The organism is Embleya sp. NBC_00888 (genome assembly GCF_045207655.1).
In the GTDB taxonomy this organism is placed as follows: Bacteria; Actinomycetota; Actinomycetes; order Streptomycetales; family Streptomycetaceae; genus Embleya.
In genome coordinates this window covers 750,894-771,088 of the sequence record NZ_CP108784.1, presented here as the reverse complement: position 1 = coordinate 771,088, position 20,195 = coordinate 750,894, and the positions used below count along the sequence as shown (strand labels likewise).

General features: G+C 70.9%; 9 protein-coding genes. All 9 read left to right on the top strand.

The genetic code is table 11. The features are described from left to right. The first annotated feature begins 5 nt into the window (after window positions 1–5). The 9 genes from OG948_RS03205 (at window position 6) to OG948_RS03165 (ending at window position 20,146) form a co-directional block, all read left to right on the top strand. Window positions 6–7,751, top strand: coding sequence for an amino acid adenylation domain-containing protein (locus OG948_RS03205; RefSeq protein WP_406293652.1), 7,746 nt, complete (start codon window positions 6–8; stop codon window positions 7,749–7,751). 4 nt (window positions 7,752–7,755) lie between these two features. Further along, window positions 7,756–11,607 carry a non-ribosomal peptide synthetase gene (locus OG948_RS03200; RefSeq protein WP_406293650.1) on the top strand — a complete coding sequence of 1,284 codons (3,852 nt, stop codon included), beginning with the start codon at window positions 7,756–7,758 and terminating at the stop codon, window positions 11,605–11,607. A 79-nt stretch (window positions 11,608–11,686) separates the two neighbouring features. Beyond that, window positions 11,687–12,406 (top strand): thioesterase II family protein, encoded by a 720-nt coding sequence (locus OG948_RS03195; RefSeq protein WP_406293648.1) that lies wholly within the window; start codon window positions 11,687–11,689, stop codon window positions 12,404–12,406. A 116-nt stretch (window positions 12,407–12,522) separates the two neighbouring features. After that, window positions 12,523–13,461 (top strand): ATP-binding cassette domain-containing protein, encoded by a 939-nt coding sequence (locus OG948_RS03190; protein WP_406293646.1) that lies wholly within the window; start codon window positions 12,523–12,525, stop codon window positions 13,459–13,461. Beyond that, window positions 13,458–14,219 carry an ABC transporter permease gene (locus tag OG948_RS03185; RefSeq protein ID WP_406293644.1) on the top strand — a complete coding sequence of 254 codons (762 nt, stop codon included), beginning with the start codon at window positions 13,458–13,460 and terminating at the stop codon, window positions 14,217–14,219. The genes OG948_RS03190 and OG948_RS03185 overlap by 4 nt, the downstream gene beginning before the upstream one ends. 423 nt (window positions 14,220–14,642) lie before the next feature. After that, entirely contained in the window at window positions 14,643–14,954 is a 312-nt protein-coding gene (locus OG948_RS03180; RefSeq protein ID WP_406293642.1) for a phosphopantetheine-binding protein, read from the top strand. Continuing rightward, a complete protein-coding gene (locus tag OG948_RS03175) occupies window positions 14,951–16,198 on the top strand; it encodes a cytochrome P450 (RefSeq protein WP_406293640.1) in 1,248 nt (415 codons plus the stop codon). The genes OG948_RS03180 and OG948_RS03175 overlap by 4 nt, the downstream gene beginning before the upstream one ends. Further along, complete coding sequence (locus tag OG948_RS03170; RefSeq protein WP_406293639.1) at window positions 16,195–16,932, top strand: thioesterase II family protein; 738 nt, start codon at window positions 16,195–16,197, stop codon at window positions 16,930–16,932. The genes OG948_RS03175 and OG948_RS03170 overlap by 4 nt, the downstream gene beginning before the upstream one ends. A 52-nt stretch (window positions 16,933–16,984) precedes the next feature. After that, entirely contained in the window at window positions 16,985–20,146 is a 3,162-nt protein-coding gene (locus tag OG948_RS03165; RefSeq protein ID WP_406293638.1) for a type I polyketide synthase, read from the top strand. The last annotated feature ends 49 nt before the right edge of the window (window positions 20,147–20,195 follow it).

Sequence of the window (20,195 nt, the reverse complement as noted above, 5' to 3'; positions counted from 1 at the left end):
CGCCGATGATCCCGTTGTCCTTCGCCCAGCGTCGGCTGTGGTTCCTCCATCGTCTGGAAGGCCCGTCCGCGACCTACAACATCCCGTTCGTGCTGCGTCTGGAAGGGGCTCTGGACACCGCGGCCCTGGCCGCGGCGGTGACGGACGTCCTCACCCGGCACGAGAGCCTGCGCACCTTGATCGTGGAGGACGCGGACGGCACACCGGAGCAGCGGATCCTGGCCCCGGAGGAGGCGGTCCTCCCGGTCCCGGTGGTCGACACGACCGCGGACGCGGTGGACGCCGCGCTGCACGAGCTCGCGTGCGAGGGATTCGACCTGGCGGCGGCGCTGCCCCTGCGGGCGACCGTCTTCCGGGTCGCCCCGCGGGAACACGTGTTGGTGTTCGTGTTCCACCACATCGCCGCGGACGGGTCGTCGATGGCGCCGTTCCTGCGGGACCTGGTGTCGGCGTACTCGGCCCGCCGCCAGGGGAGCGCGCCTCGGTGGACGCCGCTTCCGGTGCAGTACCGGGACTACACGCTGTGGCAGCAGCAGCTGCTGGGCGACGAAGCCGACCCGGAGAGCATCGCCGCGGCGCAACTGGACTACTGGAAGCAGGAATTGGCGGGGGTTCCGCAGCCGGTGCAGTTGCCGCTGGACCGCCCCCGGCCGACGGTGGCCGGCCACCGCGGCGGCCATGTCTCCTTCGAGCTGGAACCCGAGGTGCTCGCCGGGATCGGGAAGCTGGCCGCGGACCGCGGGGCCACGGCGCCGATGGTGGCCCAGGCCGCGCTGGCGGTGCTGCTGCAGAAGCTGGGCGGCGGTGCGGACGTGACGATCGGCAGCCCGATCGAGGGGCGCACCGACGACGCCCTGGCCGATCTGATCGGGTTCTTCATCAACACCTGGGTGCTGCGCGCCGACCTGTCGGGGAGCCCGTCGTTCGGCGAACTGCTGGATCAGGTGCGGGACAAGTCGCTCGCCGCGTACGACAACCAGGACGTCCCGTTCGAGCGGCTGGTGGAACTGCTCAACCTGGAGCGTTCCACCGCGTACCAGCCGCTGTTCCAGGTGATGCTGGCGTGGCAGTTCCTGTGGCCGCCGATCGAGATGCCGGATCTGCGGGTCACCCCCGTTCCCCTGGGCACCGACACCGCGAAGTTCGACCTGTACCTCAACATCGTCCCGGACGCGTCCGGGCGCGCGCACGGACGACTCGAGTACGCGACGGAACTGTTCGACCATGCCACGGCTGCCGACATCGTCGACCGATTCGTGCGCATCCTGGCGCAGGTGGCCGCCGATCGGGGGGTGGGTGTCGCAGACCTCGATGTGCTCGGCGAGGACGAGCGCGGATGGTTGCTGCGCACGGTGAACGACACGGTCGAGCCGACGCTCGAGCCGGGCCTGGTGGAGACGGTGGTCCGGTGGGCACACACGACACCGGACGCGCTCGCCGTCATCGGCGAGGAGAACTCGCTCACCTATGGGGAGTTGCACGCGCGGGCCAACCGGCTGGCGCACTGGCTGATCGATCGCGGGGTGCGGCCGGAGTCGTCGGTGGCCGTGCGGCTGCCCCGGTCCGCGGATCTCGTGGTCGCGCTGCTGGCGGTGGCGAAGGCGGGCGCGGCCTACATCCCGATCGACCCGGACCATCCGCGGTCCCGGATCGACTACATCCTCGAGGACTCCCGCCCGGCGCTCGTGCTCGACGCCGATGCGTGGGCAGGTGCGGACTGTTCCGGGTATCCGGACTCGGCGCCGGCCGTGCGCGTCTCGCCGGAGAACACCGCGTACGTCATCTACACCTCGGGTTCGACGGGGAACCCGAAGGGCGTGGCGGTCTCCCGCGGCGCGCTGGCGAACTTCCTGGCCACGATGAGCCGGCGGGTCCCGCTGTCGGCGGCGGACCGGTGGCTCGCGGTGACCACGATCTCGTTCGACATCGCGGCACTCGAGCTGTACCTGCCGTTGATCTCCGGAGCGGCGGTGGTGCTCGCGGGGAAGGACACCGTCTCCGATCCGTCGGCCGTCGTGGCGGTGCTGCGCCGCCACGCGGTCACCGTCGTGCAGGCGACTCCGGCGTTCTGGCAGATGCTGATGACACACGAGCCGACCGCCGCGCGGGGTCTGCGGATTCTGGTCGGCGGTGAGGCGTTGCCGGCCCGGCTGGCCGAGACGCTGGTCGCCGAGGCCGCCGAAGTGTCGAATGTGTACGGTCCGACCGAGACGACGATCTGGTCGACCATGGCACCCGTCGAGGCCGGGACGGGTGTGGCGATCGGGTCGCCGATCGGGAACACCCGGGTGTACGTGCTCGACGCCGCGCTGGGTCCGGTTCCGCGTGGGGTGCAGGGCGAGTTGTACATCGCCGGCGACGGGTTGGCCCGGGGCTATTCCGGTCGCCCCGAGTCGACCTCGGAGCGGTTCGTGGCCTGCCCGTTCGGTCCCGCCGGTGCGCGGATGTATCGCACCGGCGACCTGGTGCGGTGGAGCAGGGACGGTCGGCTGGAGTACGTCGGACGGACCGATTTCCAGGTGAAGATCCGGGGGTTCCGGATCGAGCCGGGTGAGATCGAGCATGTGCTGGCCGGGCACCCCGGAGTGGCCCGGGCGGTGGTCGTGGTTCGTGAGGACCGGCAGGACGACAAGCGCCTGGTCGGCTATGTGGTGCCCAAGGCGGACGCCGCGGTCGCCGATGCCGGCGCCGCGACGGATGAGCGGGGCCCGGCCCTCGATCAGGCGATCGGTGCGCTGCTCGCCGAACTGCCCGAGTACCTGCGCGGGCACCTGCCGGACTACATGGTGCCCTCCGCGCTGGTGCCGCTCTCGGAGATCCCGCTGACGCCGAACGGGAAACTGGACCGGCGGGCGCTGCCGGCACCGGACTACGCGCAGGTGTCGACCGGCCGGGCGCCGCGCGACCGGCGCGAGGAGACCTTGTGCGCGCTGTTGGCCGAAGTGCTCGGCCTGGAGAGCGTGGGCATCGACGACGACTACTTCGCCCTGGGCGGGGACAGCATTCGTTCCGTCCAGGTCGTCGCGCGGTCCAAGGCCCGCGGCATGGCGGTCAGCGTGCGGGAGATCTTCGAGTACCGCACGGTTGCCCGACTCGCGGCACTGGTGGCCGAGCGGGAGGGCGAGCGGGACGAGGAGAGTTCGACCCTGGCCGAGTTGCCGGGGGGTGGCGTCGGCTGGGCCCCGCTGCCGCCGATGGCGGCGCACGTTCTCGCGCTGGGCGGCGGCATCGGTCGGTTCTGCATGTCCGCCATGGTGACCCTGCCGGAGGACATCGACCGGGCAGGGCTGCTCGCCACGGTGCGGGCCGTGCTGGATCGGCACGACGTGCTGCGGTCCCGGCTCGATCGCACACCGCCCGGCCTGTGGATCGAGCCGCCCGGCAGCGTCGACGCCGGCGCGCTGCTGCGCGAGGTCGCCGGCGGCGACGCCGATGTGCACGCCGAACTGGACGCGGCCGCGGGCCGGTTGGACCCGGACGCGGGTGTCATGGCGCAGTTCGTGTGGTTCACCTCCACCGACCCCGGTGCGGACCGGCTGTTGATCGTGCTGCACCACCTGGTCGTCGACGGGGTGTCGTGGCGGATCCTGGTCCCGGACCTGGCATCCGCCTGGCAGCGGGTGCGCGCCGGCCGCGCCCCGGAACCGGCACCGGCGGGCACCTCGTTGCGCCGCTGGGCGCATGCCTTGGTCGACGAGGCGGCCGGTCCGGAGCGAAGGGCCGAACTGCCCGTGTGGCAGCGGATCCTGCGCGCGGACGAGCCGGTGTTGGGCGCCCGGGAGCTGGATCGCACGCGGGACGTCGCGGCCACCGTGGACACGGTCCGGGTCCGGGTGCCGGCGGATGTCACCGAGACCCTGTCGACCACGGTGCCCGCGGTGTTCCGCGGCAGGACGGACGACGGGCTGTTGGCCGGGCTCGCGCTGGCGCTGGCCCGCCGGCACCGGATCCGGGGCGGGTTCGGGTCCTCGGCGCTGGTGCGGATGGAAGGGCACGGCCGGGAGGAGCACGTGGTACCCGGCGCGGACCTGTCCGGCACGATCGGCTGGTTCACCTCGTCGTTCCCGGTGCGGCTGGACCTGGCCGGGATCGATGTGGCGGACGCGTTCGCCGGTGGTCCGGCCGCCGGCCGGGCGATCAAGGCGGTCAAGGAGCAGGTGCGGGCGGTGCCGGACAACGGCATCGGCTACGGCCTGCTCCGCAGGCTCGACCACGACACCGCCGCCGCGCTGGCCGGCGAGCGGGAACCGCAGATCGGCTTCAACTACCTCGGCCGGATCTCCGACGCCGACCTTCCCGCAGACCTGCGCGGCCAGGGCTGGGCCTTCGACGGCACGCACCGGGACCTGATCGCCGCGCCGGACCCGGACATGCCGGTGTTGTCGGCCCTGGAGATCAACGCGGTGGTCACGCCCACCGTCGACGGTGACGAGCTGACCGCCTACTTCGACTTCCCCACGGGTGTGCTCTCCCGCGAGGAGGTGACCGAGCTGGCCGGGCTGTGGCTCCAGGCGTTGACCGCGCTGGCCGGGCACGCCGAGACCCCCGACGCGGGCGGGCTGACCCCGACCGACGCGCCGTTGGTCGAGGTGCGTCAGGAGGAGATCGACACCTGGGAGGCCCGGTTCGGCAGGCTGACCGAGATATGGCCGACGACCCCGGCGCAGGCCGGGATCCTGTTCCACACGGCGCTGGCCGGGACGTCCTTCGACGCCTACCACATGCAGTTGGTGTTCCATCTCTCCGGCGAGGTCGACCCGGAACGCGTGCGCCGGGCCGGGCAGGCACTGTCGGAGCGCTACACCGGCCTTCGCGCGGCGTTCGTCGACCGGGCCGACGGCGACGTCGTGCAGGTGGTGCCGGCGGCGGGGGTGACCGTGCCCTGGCAGTACCTCGACCTGACCGCGGCCGGCGAGGCGGAGCGGACCGAGACGTTCGAGCGGTTCCTCGCCGGGGACCGGGCGGCCCACTTCGACATGGGCACCCCGCCGCTGATGCGGCTGGCACTGGTCGTCCCCGAGCCCGGTCGGGCCGAGCTCGTACTGACCGCGCACCACGTGCTGTTCGACGGCTGGTCCACGCCGCTGCTGATGCGGGACCTGCTGCTGCTCTACGCGGCCGACGGCGACCCCGCGGGTCTGCCCGACACGCGCGGCTACGGCGAGTTCCTGGCCTGGCGTGTCCGGCAGGACCGGGACGCGTCGGCACGGGCGTGGGCCGCCGAGCTCGACGGAGTCGAGGAGCCGACGCTGCTGGCTCCCGGCTCCGAGGGCGCGGACCCCGAGGGGGTCGACCAGGTCGACATCGCGCTCGCGCCCGACGAGGCGCGCGAACTGGGCCGGTGCGCGGCCGAACTGGGCGTCACCGTGAACACCCTGGTGCAGGGTGCCTGGGCGCTGCTGCTCGGCGGGCTCACCGGCCGCCGGGACGTGGTGTTCGGCGCCACCGTCTCCGGGCGCCCGTCCGCGGTGCCGGACGTCGACTCGATGGTCGGGATGTTCATCAACACCATTCCGGTCCGCGTCGAGTACGCCCCCGGCGACACCGTCGCCGAGGTCCTCACCCGGCTACAGAGCCGGCAGGCCGATCTGCTGGAGCACCACCACCACGGGCTCACGGAGATCCAGCAGTCCGTCGGCCTGTCGTCGCTGTTCGACACGCTGGTCGTCTTCGAGTCGTACCCGATCGACCGGGATGGCCTCGCCGCCGCGGCCGACGCCGCGGACGGGATCGCCTTCACCGGTTTCCGCCCGTCCTCGGCCACCAACTATCCGCTGGCCCTGATGGCGGCGGCCGACCCGCACCTCCAGCTCACCCTCCAGTACGCGACGGGTGTCTTCGAGCGGGACACGGTGGAGGTCTACGCGGCCCGCCTCGTCCGCGTGCTCCGGCGGTTGGCGGCCGACCCCCGGTCGGTGGTCGCCCGGGTGGACATCCTGGAGCGGGCCGAACACGATCGACTTCTCACGGAGTTCAACGACACCGCGATGCCCACGCCGGACGTCACGATCCACGGCCTCGTCGAGGCACAGGCGGCGCGGACCCCGGACGAGGTCGCCGTCATCGCCGAGGGCGAGTCGCTCACGTACCGCGAGGTGAACGCCCGGGCCGATCGCCTCGCGCGCGAACTGGCCGGTCGCGGAGTGGGCCCGGAGTCGGTGGTCGCGGTGTCGCTGCCGCGATCGGCGGACCTGGTGGTCGGCCTGCTCGCGGTCCTGAAGGCGGGCGGCGCCTATCTGCCGGTCGACCCCAAGTACCCCAGCCATCGCCTCCAGGCCATCCTCGAGGCGGCGCGACCGTGCCTGGTCCTGACGCACTCCGCGACGGTCGCGGTGTTGCCGGCGCACGACGCCCCCGACGTCCTGCTCGACACGCTCGACCTGTCCGATGCCGACACCGGCCCCGAACCGCCGGTCCACGCGGAGCAGTTGGCGTACGTGATGTACACCTCCGGCTCCACGGGCAGGCCCAAGGGCGTGGCCATCACGCACGCGAACGTGGTCAACGGCGTGCTGCGGCTCGCCTCGTGCGTGGGCATGGAGCCGGGCAAGCGGCTCCTGGCGGGCACGTCGATCAACTTCGACGTCTCGGTGTTCGAGATCTTCACGACCCTCGCCGGCGGCGGAGTCGTCGAAGTGGTCCGGGACGTCCTGGTCCTGGGCGAACGGGAGGGTTGGCGTGGCAGCGTGATCTCCACCGTGCCGTCCGCGTTCGCCGAACTCGTCGACGGGATCGCCGAGCGCACCGCCGTGGAGACGGTCGTCTTCGCGGGCGAGGCGCTGCCCGCCTCGCTCGTCGACAAGACGCGGGCCGCCTTCCCGGGCGTACGGATCGTCAACGCCTACGGGCAGAGCGAGTCGTTCTACGCCACCACCTGCACCGTCTCCGGGAACCCCCGGGACCGCTCGGGCAGCGCGCCCGTCGGCACCCCACTCGGCAACATGCGGACCTACGTCCTCGGCCCCGGCCTGGCTCCGGTCCCACCGGGCGCGGTCGGCGAGCTGTACGTCGGCGGGAGTGTGGGCCGCGGCTACCACGGCCACGCCGAACTCACCGCCGAGCGCTTCGTCGCCGACCCGTTCGGCCCGGCCGGCTCGCGGATGTACCGCACCGGGGACCTGGCCCGCTGGAACGACGAGGGGCAACTGGAGTACGTGGGCCGCGGGGACGCGCAGGTCAAGGTGCGCGGCTTCCGGATCGAACCCGCCGAGGTCGACGCCGCGCTCACCGCGCACCCCGAGCTCGCCCAGGCCGCCGTCGTCGCCCGGGGGAGCGGCATCGGCACGCGCCTTGTCGCGTACGTGGTGCCGTCGGGCGAGATTGACGCCGAGCAGATCCGCCGGTTCGCCGCCGAGCGGCTGCCCGAGTTCATGGTGCCGTCCGCGTTCGTGCTCCTGGACCGACTGCCGCTGATGCCCAACGGCAAGCTCGACCGGGCCGCGCTGCCCGAGCCGGAGTACACCGGCACCGCCTACCGCGCGCCCCGTACCCCTCGCGAGGAGGCGCTGGCCGCGCTGTTCGGCGAGGTGCTCGGCGTGGACCGGGTCGGCATCGACGACAGCTTCTTCGCGCTCGGCGGGCACTCCCTGCTCGCCACCCGGCTGATCAGCCGCGTCCGGGCCGAGATGGGGATCGAGATACCCATCCGCAAGATCTTCGACCTGCCGACGGTGGCCGCGCTCGCACCGTGGTCGGAGGAACCGGCCGCTCCCCGTCGCCCCAGTCTGCGCAGGATGATCGTAGAGGAGTGAAGCAATGATTCCGTTGTCGTTCGGACAACGTCGCTACTGGTTTCTGCACCAACTGGAGGGCGGGGAGACCTGGAACATGTCGGCGGCGTTCCGGCTGACCGGGTCGCTGGACCAGGCTGCCCTCGTCGCGGCGATCCACGACGTGGTCGACCGGCACGAGATCCTGCGTACCACGTACGTCACCGACGACGACGGTGAGCCCCATCAGCGGATCCTGCCGGTGGCGCAGGCGCTGGCACAGCTGGGGCTGCCGGTGGTCGAGGTGGCGCCCGAGGAGGTGTCCGGCGCGGTCGACGAGGCCGTCGCGCACGGGTTCGACCTGGCGACCGAAATCCCGATTCGGGCAAACCTGTTCCGCTGCTCGGCAGAAGAGCACGTGCTGGTGATGGTGATCCACCACATCGCCACGGACGGCAGCTCCGGTGCGCCGCTGGCCCGGGACCTGGCCGCGGCGTACACCGCCCGCCTGGACGGTCGGGCGCCGGAGTGGGAGCCGCTGCCCGTGCAGTACAAGGACTACACGCTGTGGCAGCGCGAGGTGCTCGGCGACGTGGCCGACCCGGACAGTCTCGCCGCGGCGCAGATCGAGTACTGGCGCGAGGAGTTGGCCGGCGCGCCGCAGCCGCTGAACCTGCCGCTGGACCGCCCGCGGTCGGTGGAGGTGAGCACGCAGGGCGACGCGGTGGGCTTCGCGCTGAAACCGGAGGTGGCGGCCGGGCTGGAGAAGCTGGCCGCCGAGCGCGGGACGACCATGTCGATGGTTCTGCAGGCCGCGCTGGCCGTGCTGCTGAGCAAGCTCGGCGGCGGCGACGACGTGCCCATCGCCACCCCGATCGCCGGCCGAACCGACGAAGCGCTGGGTGAATTGATCGGGTGCTTCGTCAACAACCTGGTGCTGCGGGTGGACCTCTCCGGTGACCCGTCGTTCGCCGACCTGCTCACCCGGGTGCGGAACAAGGCGCTGGCGGCCTACGAGCACCAGGACCTGCCGTTCGACGTGCTGGTCGAGACGCTCAACCCGGACCGCAACGCGGCGTATCGGCCGCTGTTCCAGGTGATGTGCGGCTGGCAGAACTACGAGCGGCCGACCCTGGGACTTCCGGGACTGGATGTGGAGTTCCAGCAGGCCCTGACCTCGAAGACCATGGTCGACCTGTACTTCAGCATGACCATGGACGAATCGGGGACGCTGCACGGCGACATCCAGTACGGGGCCCAGCTGTTCGACCGGGACACGGTCGAGGCCATGGCCGCCCGGTTCACGCGTGTCCTGGAACAGGTGGCCGCCGACCCGGCCGTGTGCGTCGGCGACGTCGACGTGCTCGAGGCGGGGGAGCGGGAGCGGCTGTTGGTGGAGGTGAACGACACCGCCGAGCCGACCTTGGAGCAGGGGCTGATCGCGGCGGTGCGCAGGCAGGTGGAGGCGACACCGACGGCACTTGCCGTGATCGCCGAGGAGGAGTCGCTCACCTACCGGGAGTTGGACGCGCGCTCGAACAGGTTGGCGCACTGGTTGGTCGAGCGCGGTGTGCGGGCCGAGTCGCTGGTCGCGGTGTGCCTGCCCCGGACGGTGAACCTGATCGTCGCGCTGCTGGCGGTGCTGAAGGCCGGCGGAGCCTATGTCCCGGTGGATCCGGACCACCCGCGTTCGCGGATCGACGATGTCCTCGAGCAGGCGGATCCGTTGCTGGTGCTCGATGCCGACATGCTGGCCGGCGCGGACTGCACCGGCTATCCGGACTCGGCGCCCGATGTGATCGCGCGGCCGGAGAACACCCAGTACGTGATCTACACGTCGGGGTCGACGGGCGCCCCGAAGGGCGTGGCGATCCCGCGCGGCGCGGTGGCGAACTTCGTGGCCACGACGCAGCGGCGGTTCCCGTTGTCGGCCGCGGATCGCATGTTGTTCAGCACGACGGTGTCGTTCGACATGGCGAACACCGAGCTGTACCTCCCGTTCGTCTCCGGCGCGACCATGGTGATGGCCGGGAAGGACACCGTCACCGATCCGTCGGCCGTGGTGGCCTTCATCCGCCGGCACGGGGTCACCGTGGTGCAGGCCACGCCCGCGTTCTGGCAGATGTTGCTGACGCACGAGCCGCAGGCCGCGAAGGGTCTGCGGATCATCACCGGTGCGGAGGCGGTGCCGGTGCGGCTGGCCGAGACGCTCGCGGATCAGGCCGCCGAAGTGGGCAACTGGTACGGCCCGACCGAGACGACGACGTGGTCGACCATGGCACCGGTGAAGGCCGGGGCGGGTGTGGCGATCGGGTCGCCGGTCGGGAACACCCGGGTGTACCTGCTCGACGCGCGGTTGTGCCCGGTTCCGCGCGGGGTGCAGGGTGAACTGTTCATCGCCGGGGCCGGGATGGCCCGCGGGTACCAGGGCCGGCCGGACCTGACCGCGGAGCGGTTCCTGCCCTGCCCGTTCGGCCCCGCCGGCGCGCGGATGTACCGCACCGGGGACCTGGCGCGGTGGAACCGCAACGGTCAGCTCGAGTACATCGCGCGCACCGATCTCCAGGTGAAGATCCGGGGGTTCCGGATCGAGCTGGGTGAGGTCGAGCATGTGCTGGCCGGGCATCCCGGGGTGGCCCAGGCGGCGGTCGTGGTGCGCGCGAACCAGGACGGCGACAAGCGCATCGTGGGCTATGTGGTGCCCGCAGCCGCGGCGGCCGACGCCGATGTGCGGGCGGACCGGGAGCGCCGGATCCTCGACGACACGTCCACCGGTCCGCTGCTCGCCGAGCTGACCGAGTATTTGCGTGAGCGTCTCCCGGACTACATGGTGCCGTCCGCGGTGATCGCGCTGGCGGAGATACCGCTGACGGCGAACGGGAAGCTCGACCGACGGGCACTGCCGGAGGAGCACACCGACACCGCGGCCGGCCAAGGGCCGCGGGACGCCAACGAAGAGAAGTTGTGCGCCCTCTTCGCCGAGTTGCTCGGCCGGGAGGGGATCGGGATCAACGACGACTTCTTCGCGCTCGGCGGGCACTCGCTCCTGGCCACCCGACTCAGCGTCCGCATCCGCAAGGACTTCGACGTCGACATACCGCTCAGGACGATCATCAAGTACCCCACCGTGGCCGAGTTGGCCTCGCTGGTGCTCATCGGCGGCATTCCGATGGACAGCGCCGACCCGTTCGCGGTCGTGCTGCCGTTGAACACCGATCCCGGTACGGGGAAGGAACCCCTGTGGTTCTTCCACGGGGGAGGCGGGCTGGGCTGGGCGTACTTCAGCTTCGTGACGCACGTGCGGGACCGGCCGGCGTACGCCCTGCAGTCCCGCGGCTCCGACGGCGTGGACAAGCTCGCGGGGTCCGTGGAGGAGATGGTCGACGACTACATCGCCGAGATGCTGAAGATCCAGCCGGAAGGGCCATTTCACCTCATCGGCTGGTCCTACGGCGGCACCCTGGTGCCGGCGGTCGCGGCGGGCCTCGACCGGCGCGGGCACGAGGTCGCCCTCGCGGCCGTCCTGGACTCCCAGCCGGGAGGGCACGGGTTCACCGAGATCCACGCCGGCAAGACGCTGTCGGACTACCGGGCGGAACTCGAGGAATTCTTCGGCCAGTACGTCGGCACCGACAATCGACAGGACTTCCTGGACACCATGTCGAAGGTCCTGGCCAACAACACGTCCCACATCATGGAATTCGAATCGCCGGTCTACCGCGGCGATGTGCTGTTCTTCAGTGCGACGCTCAAGGACGACTTGTACGCGCACCTGTGGCGGCCGTACATCCTCGGTGACATCGAAGTGCACGATGTGCGTGCCACGCACCACGAAATGAACATGCCCGCCCCCGTGGCCGAGGTCATGGAGGTCATCGTCCGCAAGCTGGCGAAATGACCGGGCAGCGATCTCCCGGAGCCGGTTCAACGAACCATCGAATGCGTGATTGGGGTTGGTCGGGGTGACGGAACCCGGCATGTCCGCGGAAGACCGGGACCGGACCGCGCTGCTGTGCGTGCCGTTCGCGGGAGCAGGGCCTTCGTTCTTCCACCCGTGGCGGGTGCTGTCCGCCGACCGGTGGCGCGTGGTCTCGGTCGAGCTGCCCGGCAGGGAGCGGCGGATTCTGGAGACGCCGTACCGCAATGTCGTCGAGGCGGCCGAGAACTCGGTCGACGACATCGTCGCGGACCTCGGCGAAGGCACCCGGACCGTGCTGTTCGGGCACAGCCTGGGCGCGGTGCTCGCGTACGAACTGGTGCCCTTGCTGAGCGCGCGCGGTGTGCGCGTGGAGCGGCTGGTCGTCAGCGGTTCGCCGGGGCCGTGGACGCAGCGGGAGAGGCGGGCGACCGGGCTTCCGGACGAGGAGTTCCTGGCCCGGGTCGAGGAGTTCGCCGGGTTCCGGCACGAGGCTCTCGATCACCCGGAGATGCGGGAACTGATCCTCCCGGTGTTGCAGGCCGACTGCGAAATGCACGAGAACTACGTCCCGAGCACCGACGAACCGGTGTCGGTGCCGATCTGCTCGATTCGCGGCGACTCGGACGGCCTGGTCACCGCGGAGCAGGGTCGAGAGTGGCGGAAGGCGACCACGGAATCCTTCGACTACGCGGAGTTCCCGGGCGATCACATGTACCTGGTCGATCGCGCGCGGGAGGTGCTGGACCTGATCGAGGCGGAATCCGCCCGCGGTCGCTAGCCCGGTGCCGGGTGTTCGCCTGCGGGTTGTGCGGTGCTCCGACCGGCGGCGAGGTGCCGACAGGCCGGGCAGGGGTGTGACGGGTCGGTGTCGGGATCGGTGGAGACGGTGGGCGCATGACGAGTACGGCTATCGCAGTTTCCGGGCTGCGCAAGGCATTTGGTGACAAGGTCGTGCTCGACGGCATCGACTTCGAGGTTGCCGAGGGATCGGTCTTCTCCATGCTCGGCCCGAACGGGGCGGGCAAGACGACGACGGTGAACATCCTGGCGACGTTGTCGAAAGCCGACGCCGGGACGGTGCGCGTCGCCGGGCACGACGTGGCGAGCGCGATCCGGAAGGTGCGCGCGGCCATCGGCGTGACCGGTCAGTTCGCCGCGGTGGACGAACTGCTGTCGGGCCGGGAGAACCTCCGGCTGATGGCGGACCTGAAGCGGGTGCCCTCCGGGGACCGGGTGGTCACGCGGCTGCTGGAGCGGTTCGATCTGGCGGGGTCGGCCGACGAGCGGGCATCGACCTACTCCGGCGGGATGTCCCGGAAGCTGGACCTGGCGATGACGCTGGTCGGCAACCCGCGGATCATCTTCCTGGACGAGCCCACAACGGGGCTGGACCCGCGCAGCAGGCGCACGATGTGGGCGATCGTCCGCGAGTTGGTGGCCGCCGGCACCACCATCTTCCTCACCACCCAATACCTCGAGGAAGCCGACCAACTCGCCGACCGGATCGCGGTGCTCGACCGGGGCGTGCTGGTCGCCGAAGGAACTCCCGCGGAGCTCAAGCGCCAGGTTCCCGGTACCCACGTCCGGCTCCGGTTCGCCGATCGCGACGAACTCGACGCGGCGGCGCGGATCCTGGCCGGCGCCACCAGGGACGACCAGGAGCTGACCCTGCGGGTGCCCAGCGACGGTGCCTCGAAGTCGCTGCGTGCCCTGCTGGACCGGCTCGACGAACACACGATCAACGCCCTGGAGTTCTCCGTGCACACACCGGACCTCGACGACGTCTTTCTCGCCCTGACCGGGCGCACCAGCGCGGAGGCGATCGCCCAGTGAGCAGTGTCTCGACGGCGTGGACCGACTCGGTGATCATGTTGCGCCGCAACCTCAAGCACTCCGTGCGGAACCCCCTCGTGGTGTTCAACGCGGTCCTGTTCCCGATCGTGGTCATGGTCATGTTCGTCAAGGTGCTCGGTGGCGCGTTCAGCGTCGGCGAGGACTACATCGACTACGCGACCCCGGGTCTGCTCGTGATGGCCGTCAGCTACGGGTTGGGGTCCACCGCGACGGCCGTGAACGACGACATGACCAGGGGCATCATCAACCGGTTCAAGGCCATGGACGTCTCCCGCGGTGCCGTGCTGACCGGGCATGTCTTCGTCACCGCGGTGCGCTGTCTGGTGGCCGACGTGGCCATCGTCGGGGTGGCCTTCGCGATGGGGTTCGACCCGGAAGCGAGCGCCCTCGACTGGCTCGGCGTGCTCGGTCTCGTCGTGCTGCTCACCTTCGCGGCCAGCTGGCTCACGGTCGCGGTGGGGTTGGCCGCGAAGACCGCGGAGTCGGCGGGCCTGGCCACCGTACCGTTGATCATGCTGCCGTTCCTGAGCAGTGCGTTCGTGCCGGCGGACTCGATGGGGGCGGGCGCGCGGCAGTTCGCGGAGTATCAGCCCTTCACTCCGATCATCGAGACGCTCCGCGGGCTGCTGAAGGGCGATCCGTCCGGTGGCGACGCGATGGCGGCCGTCGCCTGGTGCGTCGGGCTCGCCCTCATCGGGTACGTGTGGGCGGTCGCCACGTTCAAGAAGCGTGCGTGACCCCGATCCATCGAGACCGGCGCAATGCGGCGTCGAGAATTCCGGAATGGATTTCTCGGCGATAAGGAATGGCCCGCACCGCCGGAGTCAATGTTTCCCGGGTATTACTGTCCCGTCGGCGGGACATCGACGCCCGCGAGGGCGTGCGTACCGTCGTCCCTTGCACCGGGTTTCCCCGGCCATTTATGTTGGCGTCGCGAGTTCGCCCCCGACGGCCGTTCGCCGTCACGCTCTTCGAGCGGCAGTCCGTCACGACTGCTTTTCACCTCGGGCTCCGCGGCATCGCGGCCACGGGATGGGAATCACGGAATACTCGCTTTCGGCCATCCAAAGATTTGTCTCGCCGGTGGGACAGCGAAATGCGGCCGGCAATGGCGTGGGCGGGCACGCCCTCCCGTTCGGCGGAGGAAGGAGAGGCTGGCAATGGAATCGTGGCCGCGCGTTCACGAACAGGACGGGCAGGACGAGGAGTCGGAAGGACGAGCCGCGCCGTCGAGTGCGCCGACGGCACTCGTGCGGGAGATCTCGGCGCTGTGGGGGGAATACCTCGACGGTCGCGAAGTCGACGCGGAGGACGACTTCTTCGCGATCGGCGGGAATTCGCTCATCGGGATCAAGATCATCGACCGGGTGTCCCAGGACTACGGCGTCGACCTGTCCGTGCGCGCCTTCTACCTGGCGCAGACCCCGACCCGGGTCGCCGAACTGATCGAGCAGGGGAGGGTACGGACGTGAGGTTGACTCCGGGTGACGGGCGCGAGATCGACCTCGACCGCGTCGACCTGTTCGACCTGGACCTGTACACCTCGGGCGATCCGCACCCGATCTGGGACGCGATGCGGGCGAAAGCGCCCCTGCACCACCAAGTCCTCCCGGACGGACGCGAGTTCTGGTCGGTGACCCGCTATGAGGACGTCTGCCGCGTGCTCGGCGACCACCGGGAGTTCACCTCGGAGCGCGGCACGGTGGTGACCCATCTCGGGGAGGACGACGTCGCGGCGGGAAAGCTGATGACGTCCACCGACCCGCCCCGGCACACCCAGGTCCGCAGGGCGATCGGCGCCAAGCTCACCGCGCGGGCGGTGGCGTCCTGGCAGGACCGGATCCGGCAGTCGATCGTGCGCTTCCTGGAACCGGCGCTCGACGGCGACACCTTCGACCTGGCCGAGAAGGCGCACCGCCTCCCGATGATCGTCGCGGGCCCGCTGATGGGGATCCCGGAGCGGGACTGGGACGAGCTCGTACAACTGACCGCCATGGTGACGGCCCCCTCGGACCCGCACTTCAAGCACGGCAGCGAAGCCGCGACGCTGGCCATCTCGCACCACGAACTCGTCACCTACGTCACGCAGTGGGTCAAACGGCGGCGATCGGCCGGAGACGAGGACGGGAGCCTGCTCGACCACCTGATGAGCGTGCGGGCGGGAGACGCGCTGCTGACCGACGAGGAGATCGCCCTCGACGGCTACAGCCTGCTCCTGGGTGCCAACGTGACGACGCCGCACACCGTCTCGGGCACGGTGCTCGCGCTCGTCGAGCGGCCCGAGCAGTTCGCGAAGGTGCAGGCGGACCCGTCGCTGGTCCCGTCCCTGGTCGAGGAGGGGCTGCGCTGGACGTCGGCCGCGTGCAACTTCATGCGGTACGCGGTGGACGACGTCGAGATCGGCGGGGGCACGATCCCGGCCCGCGGCGCGGTCGTCGCGTGGATCGGCTCCGCCAACCGGGACGAGTCCCAGTTCACCGATCCGCACCGATTCGACGTCACGCGGCGGGAGAACCGCCATGTCGCGTTCGGGTTCGGGCCGCACTACTGCATCGGTGGCCCGCTGGCCCGGCAGACCCTGCGGATTTTCTTCGAGGAGTTGCTCCAGCGATTCGGATCGATCGAACTCGACGGCGAACCGCAACACCTGCGGTCGTACTTCATCGCCGGGATGACCCACCTCCCCATCGTCGCCCAGAAACGAATGACGCCATGACCCCCGGCTCCACCGCCGCCACGTCACCGTGGTTCGTCCGGCCACAGACCGGCGATCACCCCGCCCGGATCTTCTGTTACCCCTACTCCGGGTCCGGCGCCTCCGCCTTCAGCGCCTGGCCGGCAGCCATCGACGACGTCGAGGTCTGCCCGGTGCAGTTCCCCGGCCGGGAGAACCGGTTGGCCGAACCGCACTACGGCACCTACGAGAACCTCGCCGCCGGCCTGGTCGAATCCCTGAAGCCGCGGCTCGACCGGCCGTTCGCGTTCTTCGGGCACTGCGCGGGCGCGCTGCCCGCGTTCGAGACCGTGGTCGGGCTGGCCGAAACGGGCCTGCCGGGACCGGAGTGCCTCTTCGTATCGGGTCAGCCCGCACCGCACGACGCCGCGGGCGATCGCATGCTCACCATGACCGAGTCCGAGCTGCGCGCCGAGGTCGAGTCGTTCGTCCGCGGCCGGGGTATCCAGCCGCGGCCGGACATGATCGAGATGGGCCTGGCCGTGCTGCTTCGCGACCACGCCGCCGCGCGCGCGTATCGGCGGGCGGAGCCGGTCACGGTGCGATGCCCCATTGTCGTACTGCACTGGCGGGACGACCCCGACGTGAGCCTCGACCGGCTCGAGGGGTGGCGTCGGTACTCGGATTCGGTCGACATCCGGGTCGTCGACGGCGGCCACCACGACTTCATGAACGCGCCGGACGAGCTGCTGAAGCTGTTGACCTCCTGGCGCTGAAGGCAGTGCGGCCCGCAGGAGCGGTGCGCCGAGGGAATCGGAAGGGATTCGGATGAGTGGCGCAGCCACCGATATCGCCGTCATCGGTATGTCGTGCCGCTTCCCCGGTGTGCACAACCCGGGGGAGTTCTGGCGCCTGTTGGTCGACGGCACGTCGACCGTCGGCACGTTTCCCGAGCAGCGGGCCGTCGACGCGAAGCACCCGTCCCACCCGGACGCCGCGACCTTGAACTCGGGTTCGTTCTTCGACGCCATCGACGGGTTCGACGCGGCGTTCTTCGGCACGGGCGCGGCCGAGGCGACCGCGATGGACCCCGTGCAGCGGCTGGGGTTGGAACTGGCCTGGGAGGCCGTCGAAGACGCCCGGGTTCCGGCGAGCGCACTCGCGGGCCGCGAGGTCGATGTCGTGGTCGGCGCCGCGCCCTCCGGGTACGAGTTGCTGCGCAAGTCGGCCGGCAGCGACCGGGACGACCACTACGCCGCGCTCGGTTCGAGCGGCGCGTTGATCGCGAACCGGATCTCGAGCCTGTTCGACGTCCGCGGCATGAGTTTCTGCGCGGACTCGGGCCAGTCCTCCTCCCTCGTGTCGTTGGCGCTGGCGTGCGACCGGATCCGCAGCGGCGCGGTCGACATGGCGATCGCGGGCGGCGTGCACCTGATCGCCGACCCGGAAGCGGGACTCGGCCTGGCGAATCTGGGCGCCCTGTCGCCCGAAGGCCGCTGCTTCACCTTCGACGAACGGGCCTGTGGGTTCGTCCGAGGCGAGGGCGGGGCGTTCGTCGTGCTGAAACGGCTCGACCTCGCCGTCGCCGACGGCGATCGCATCCACGCGGTGGTGCGCGGCTGGAGCGTCGGCAGCGGCGGCGCGTCCTCGCGGATGCCGGATCCCAGCCCCGGCGCGCAGGCGGCAACCGTGCTCTCCGCCCTCGAACGCTCCGGTGTCGCGTTCGACACCGTCGACTACGTCGAGGCCCACGGCACCGGGACACGAGTCGGCGATCCGGCCGAGATCTCCGGTCTGCGCGAGGTGTTCCGGGAAACCGGCCGCAGCCGCCCCCTGGTGATCGGCTCGGTGAAGACGAACGTCGGGCACCTGGAGCCGGCCGCGGGAATCGTCGGCTTCGTGAAGGCGGTGCTGTGCGTGGATCGTGCGCACCTGGTTCCGAACCTGAACTTCCGCTCCCCGAACCCCGCCATCGCGGACTTCCAGGAGGACTTCGAGGTCCTGCGTGCCCCGCGGCCCTGGCCGGGCACGCCGGATCGGCCGCGGCGGGCAGGGGTGTCGGCGTTCGGGATGGGTGGCACGAACGCGCACGTGATCATCGAGCAGGCGCCCGAGGCGCGGACCGGCCCCGGTGCCGCGGGTGCGGGCCCCGCTGCCGTGGACGCCTCCGGGGCGCGGCCGTGGGCGCTGTCGGCGCGGTCGGCGCCGGCGTTGCGCGAACAGGCGGAACGTTTACGGGAGTTCGTGGCCGCGGACGCGTCGCTGTCGGTGGCCGACGTGGGGTATTCGCTGGTGTCGACGCGGTCGTCGTTCGAGCACCGGGCGGTGGTGCTCGGCGGCGGGCGTGCGGAGGCAACGGCCGGTCTCGACCTGGTGGCGGCGGGCGGTGATTCGGCGCGGGTGGTGCGCGGGGTGGTCGCGGGGCCGGTGGGCCCGGTCGTCTTCGTGTTCCCCGGTCAGGGATCCCAATGGGTGGGCATGGGGCGGCAGTTGTACGCGGAGTCGCAGGTCTTCGCGCGCGGGATCGACGAGTGCGCGCGGGCGCTGGAGCCGTGGGTGGACTGGTCGCTGCCGGATGTGATGACCGGTGCCCGGTCGGCCGCCTCGCTGGACCGGCTGGAGGTGGTTCAGCCGGTGTTGTTCGCGGTGATGGTGTCGTTGGCGCGGGTGTGGCGCTCGCTGGGGGTGGTCCCGGACGTGGTGGTGGGGCACTCGCAGGGCGAGATCGCCGCGGCGTGTGTGGCGGGCGCGCTCTCGCTCGAGGACGCGGCGCGGGTGGTTGCCGTACGCAGCCGGGCATTGACCGAACTGGCCGGCTCGGGCGGGATGAGTGCGGTGGCCGCCTCCCCCGAATGGGTTGGGGACCGGTTGTCGCGGTGGTCCGGGCGGCTGTCCACGGCAGCGGTCAACGGGCCGACGTCGGTGGTGATCTCCGGAGACGACGAGGCGCTGGACGAATTCGCCGCGATGGCGGCCGAGGACGGGGTCCGGGTGCGCCGGGTCAAGGTGGACTACGCGTCGCACTCCCACCACGTCGAACGCATCCGTGCACGTCTGCTCGCGGCCACCTCGGGTCTTTCGCCGACGGGATCGGTGGTCGAGTTCCACTCCACGGTCACCGGAGGACGGCTCGACACGCACGCGCTCGACGGCGCGTACTGGTACGACAACCTGCGCTCGACGGTGCGTTTCGGCGAGGTCGTCGAGCGCCTGATGCGGGACCGCGGTGGGGTGTTCGTGGAGGTCAGTCCGCATCCGGTGCTCGAGGTGGCGATGGAGGAGACCGCCGACGCGCTGGCCGCCTCGCCGGTGGTGGCGGGCACCCTGCACAGGGACGACGGGAGCGCGGGCAGGGTCCTGGCGTCGCTGGCCGAATTGTACGTGCGTGGTGTGCCGGTGAACTGGGAGGCGGTGTTCGCCGCGGACCGGCCGCGCCGGATCGACCTGCCGACGTACGCGTTCCGGCGGCAGCGGTACTGGCTGACGGCACCCGAGGACGGCGGCACCACGGACCCGGACCGCTCTGCGCGGGCGAGCGTGCAACGGCCCGCCCCCGGCGACGCCGGGACAGCGGAATCGGCTTCGCAAGCATCGATCCTGACGCTCGTGTGCGCCGAAACGGCGGCCGCGCTGAGCGCGAAGGACCCGGATCTGACGGGCGCCGATCTCGCGGCGAGGTCGACCGAGACCTTCAAGGACCTGGGTTTCGAATCGTCGATGGCGGTGCGGCTGCGCAACCGGCTCAGCGCGGCGGCCGGTGTCCGGCTCTCGGCCACCGTCGCGTTCACCTACCCCACTCCCCAGGCGCTCGGTCGGCACATCTTCTCGCTCCTCGAGCCGAAGGCGCCCGACGCGACGCCGGCGGTGCGGGAAACGCGTTCGGGAGGCGCCGGCGACGCGGAGAGCCGCGGCGATGCCGAGAGTCGAACCGACGCCGAGAGTCGCAGTGATGACGAATTGTACGAATTGATCGACCGCGGATACGTGTAGCACCCGTGTAGCACCGCCTGTTCGTTTTGGTAACCGTTGGGGGAGTTCC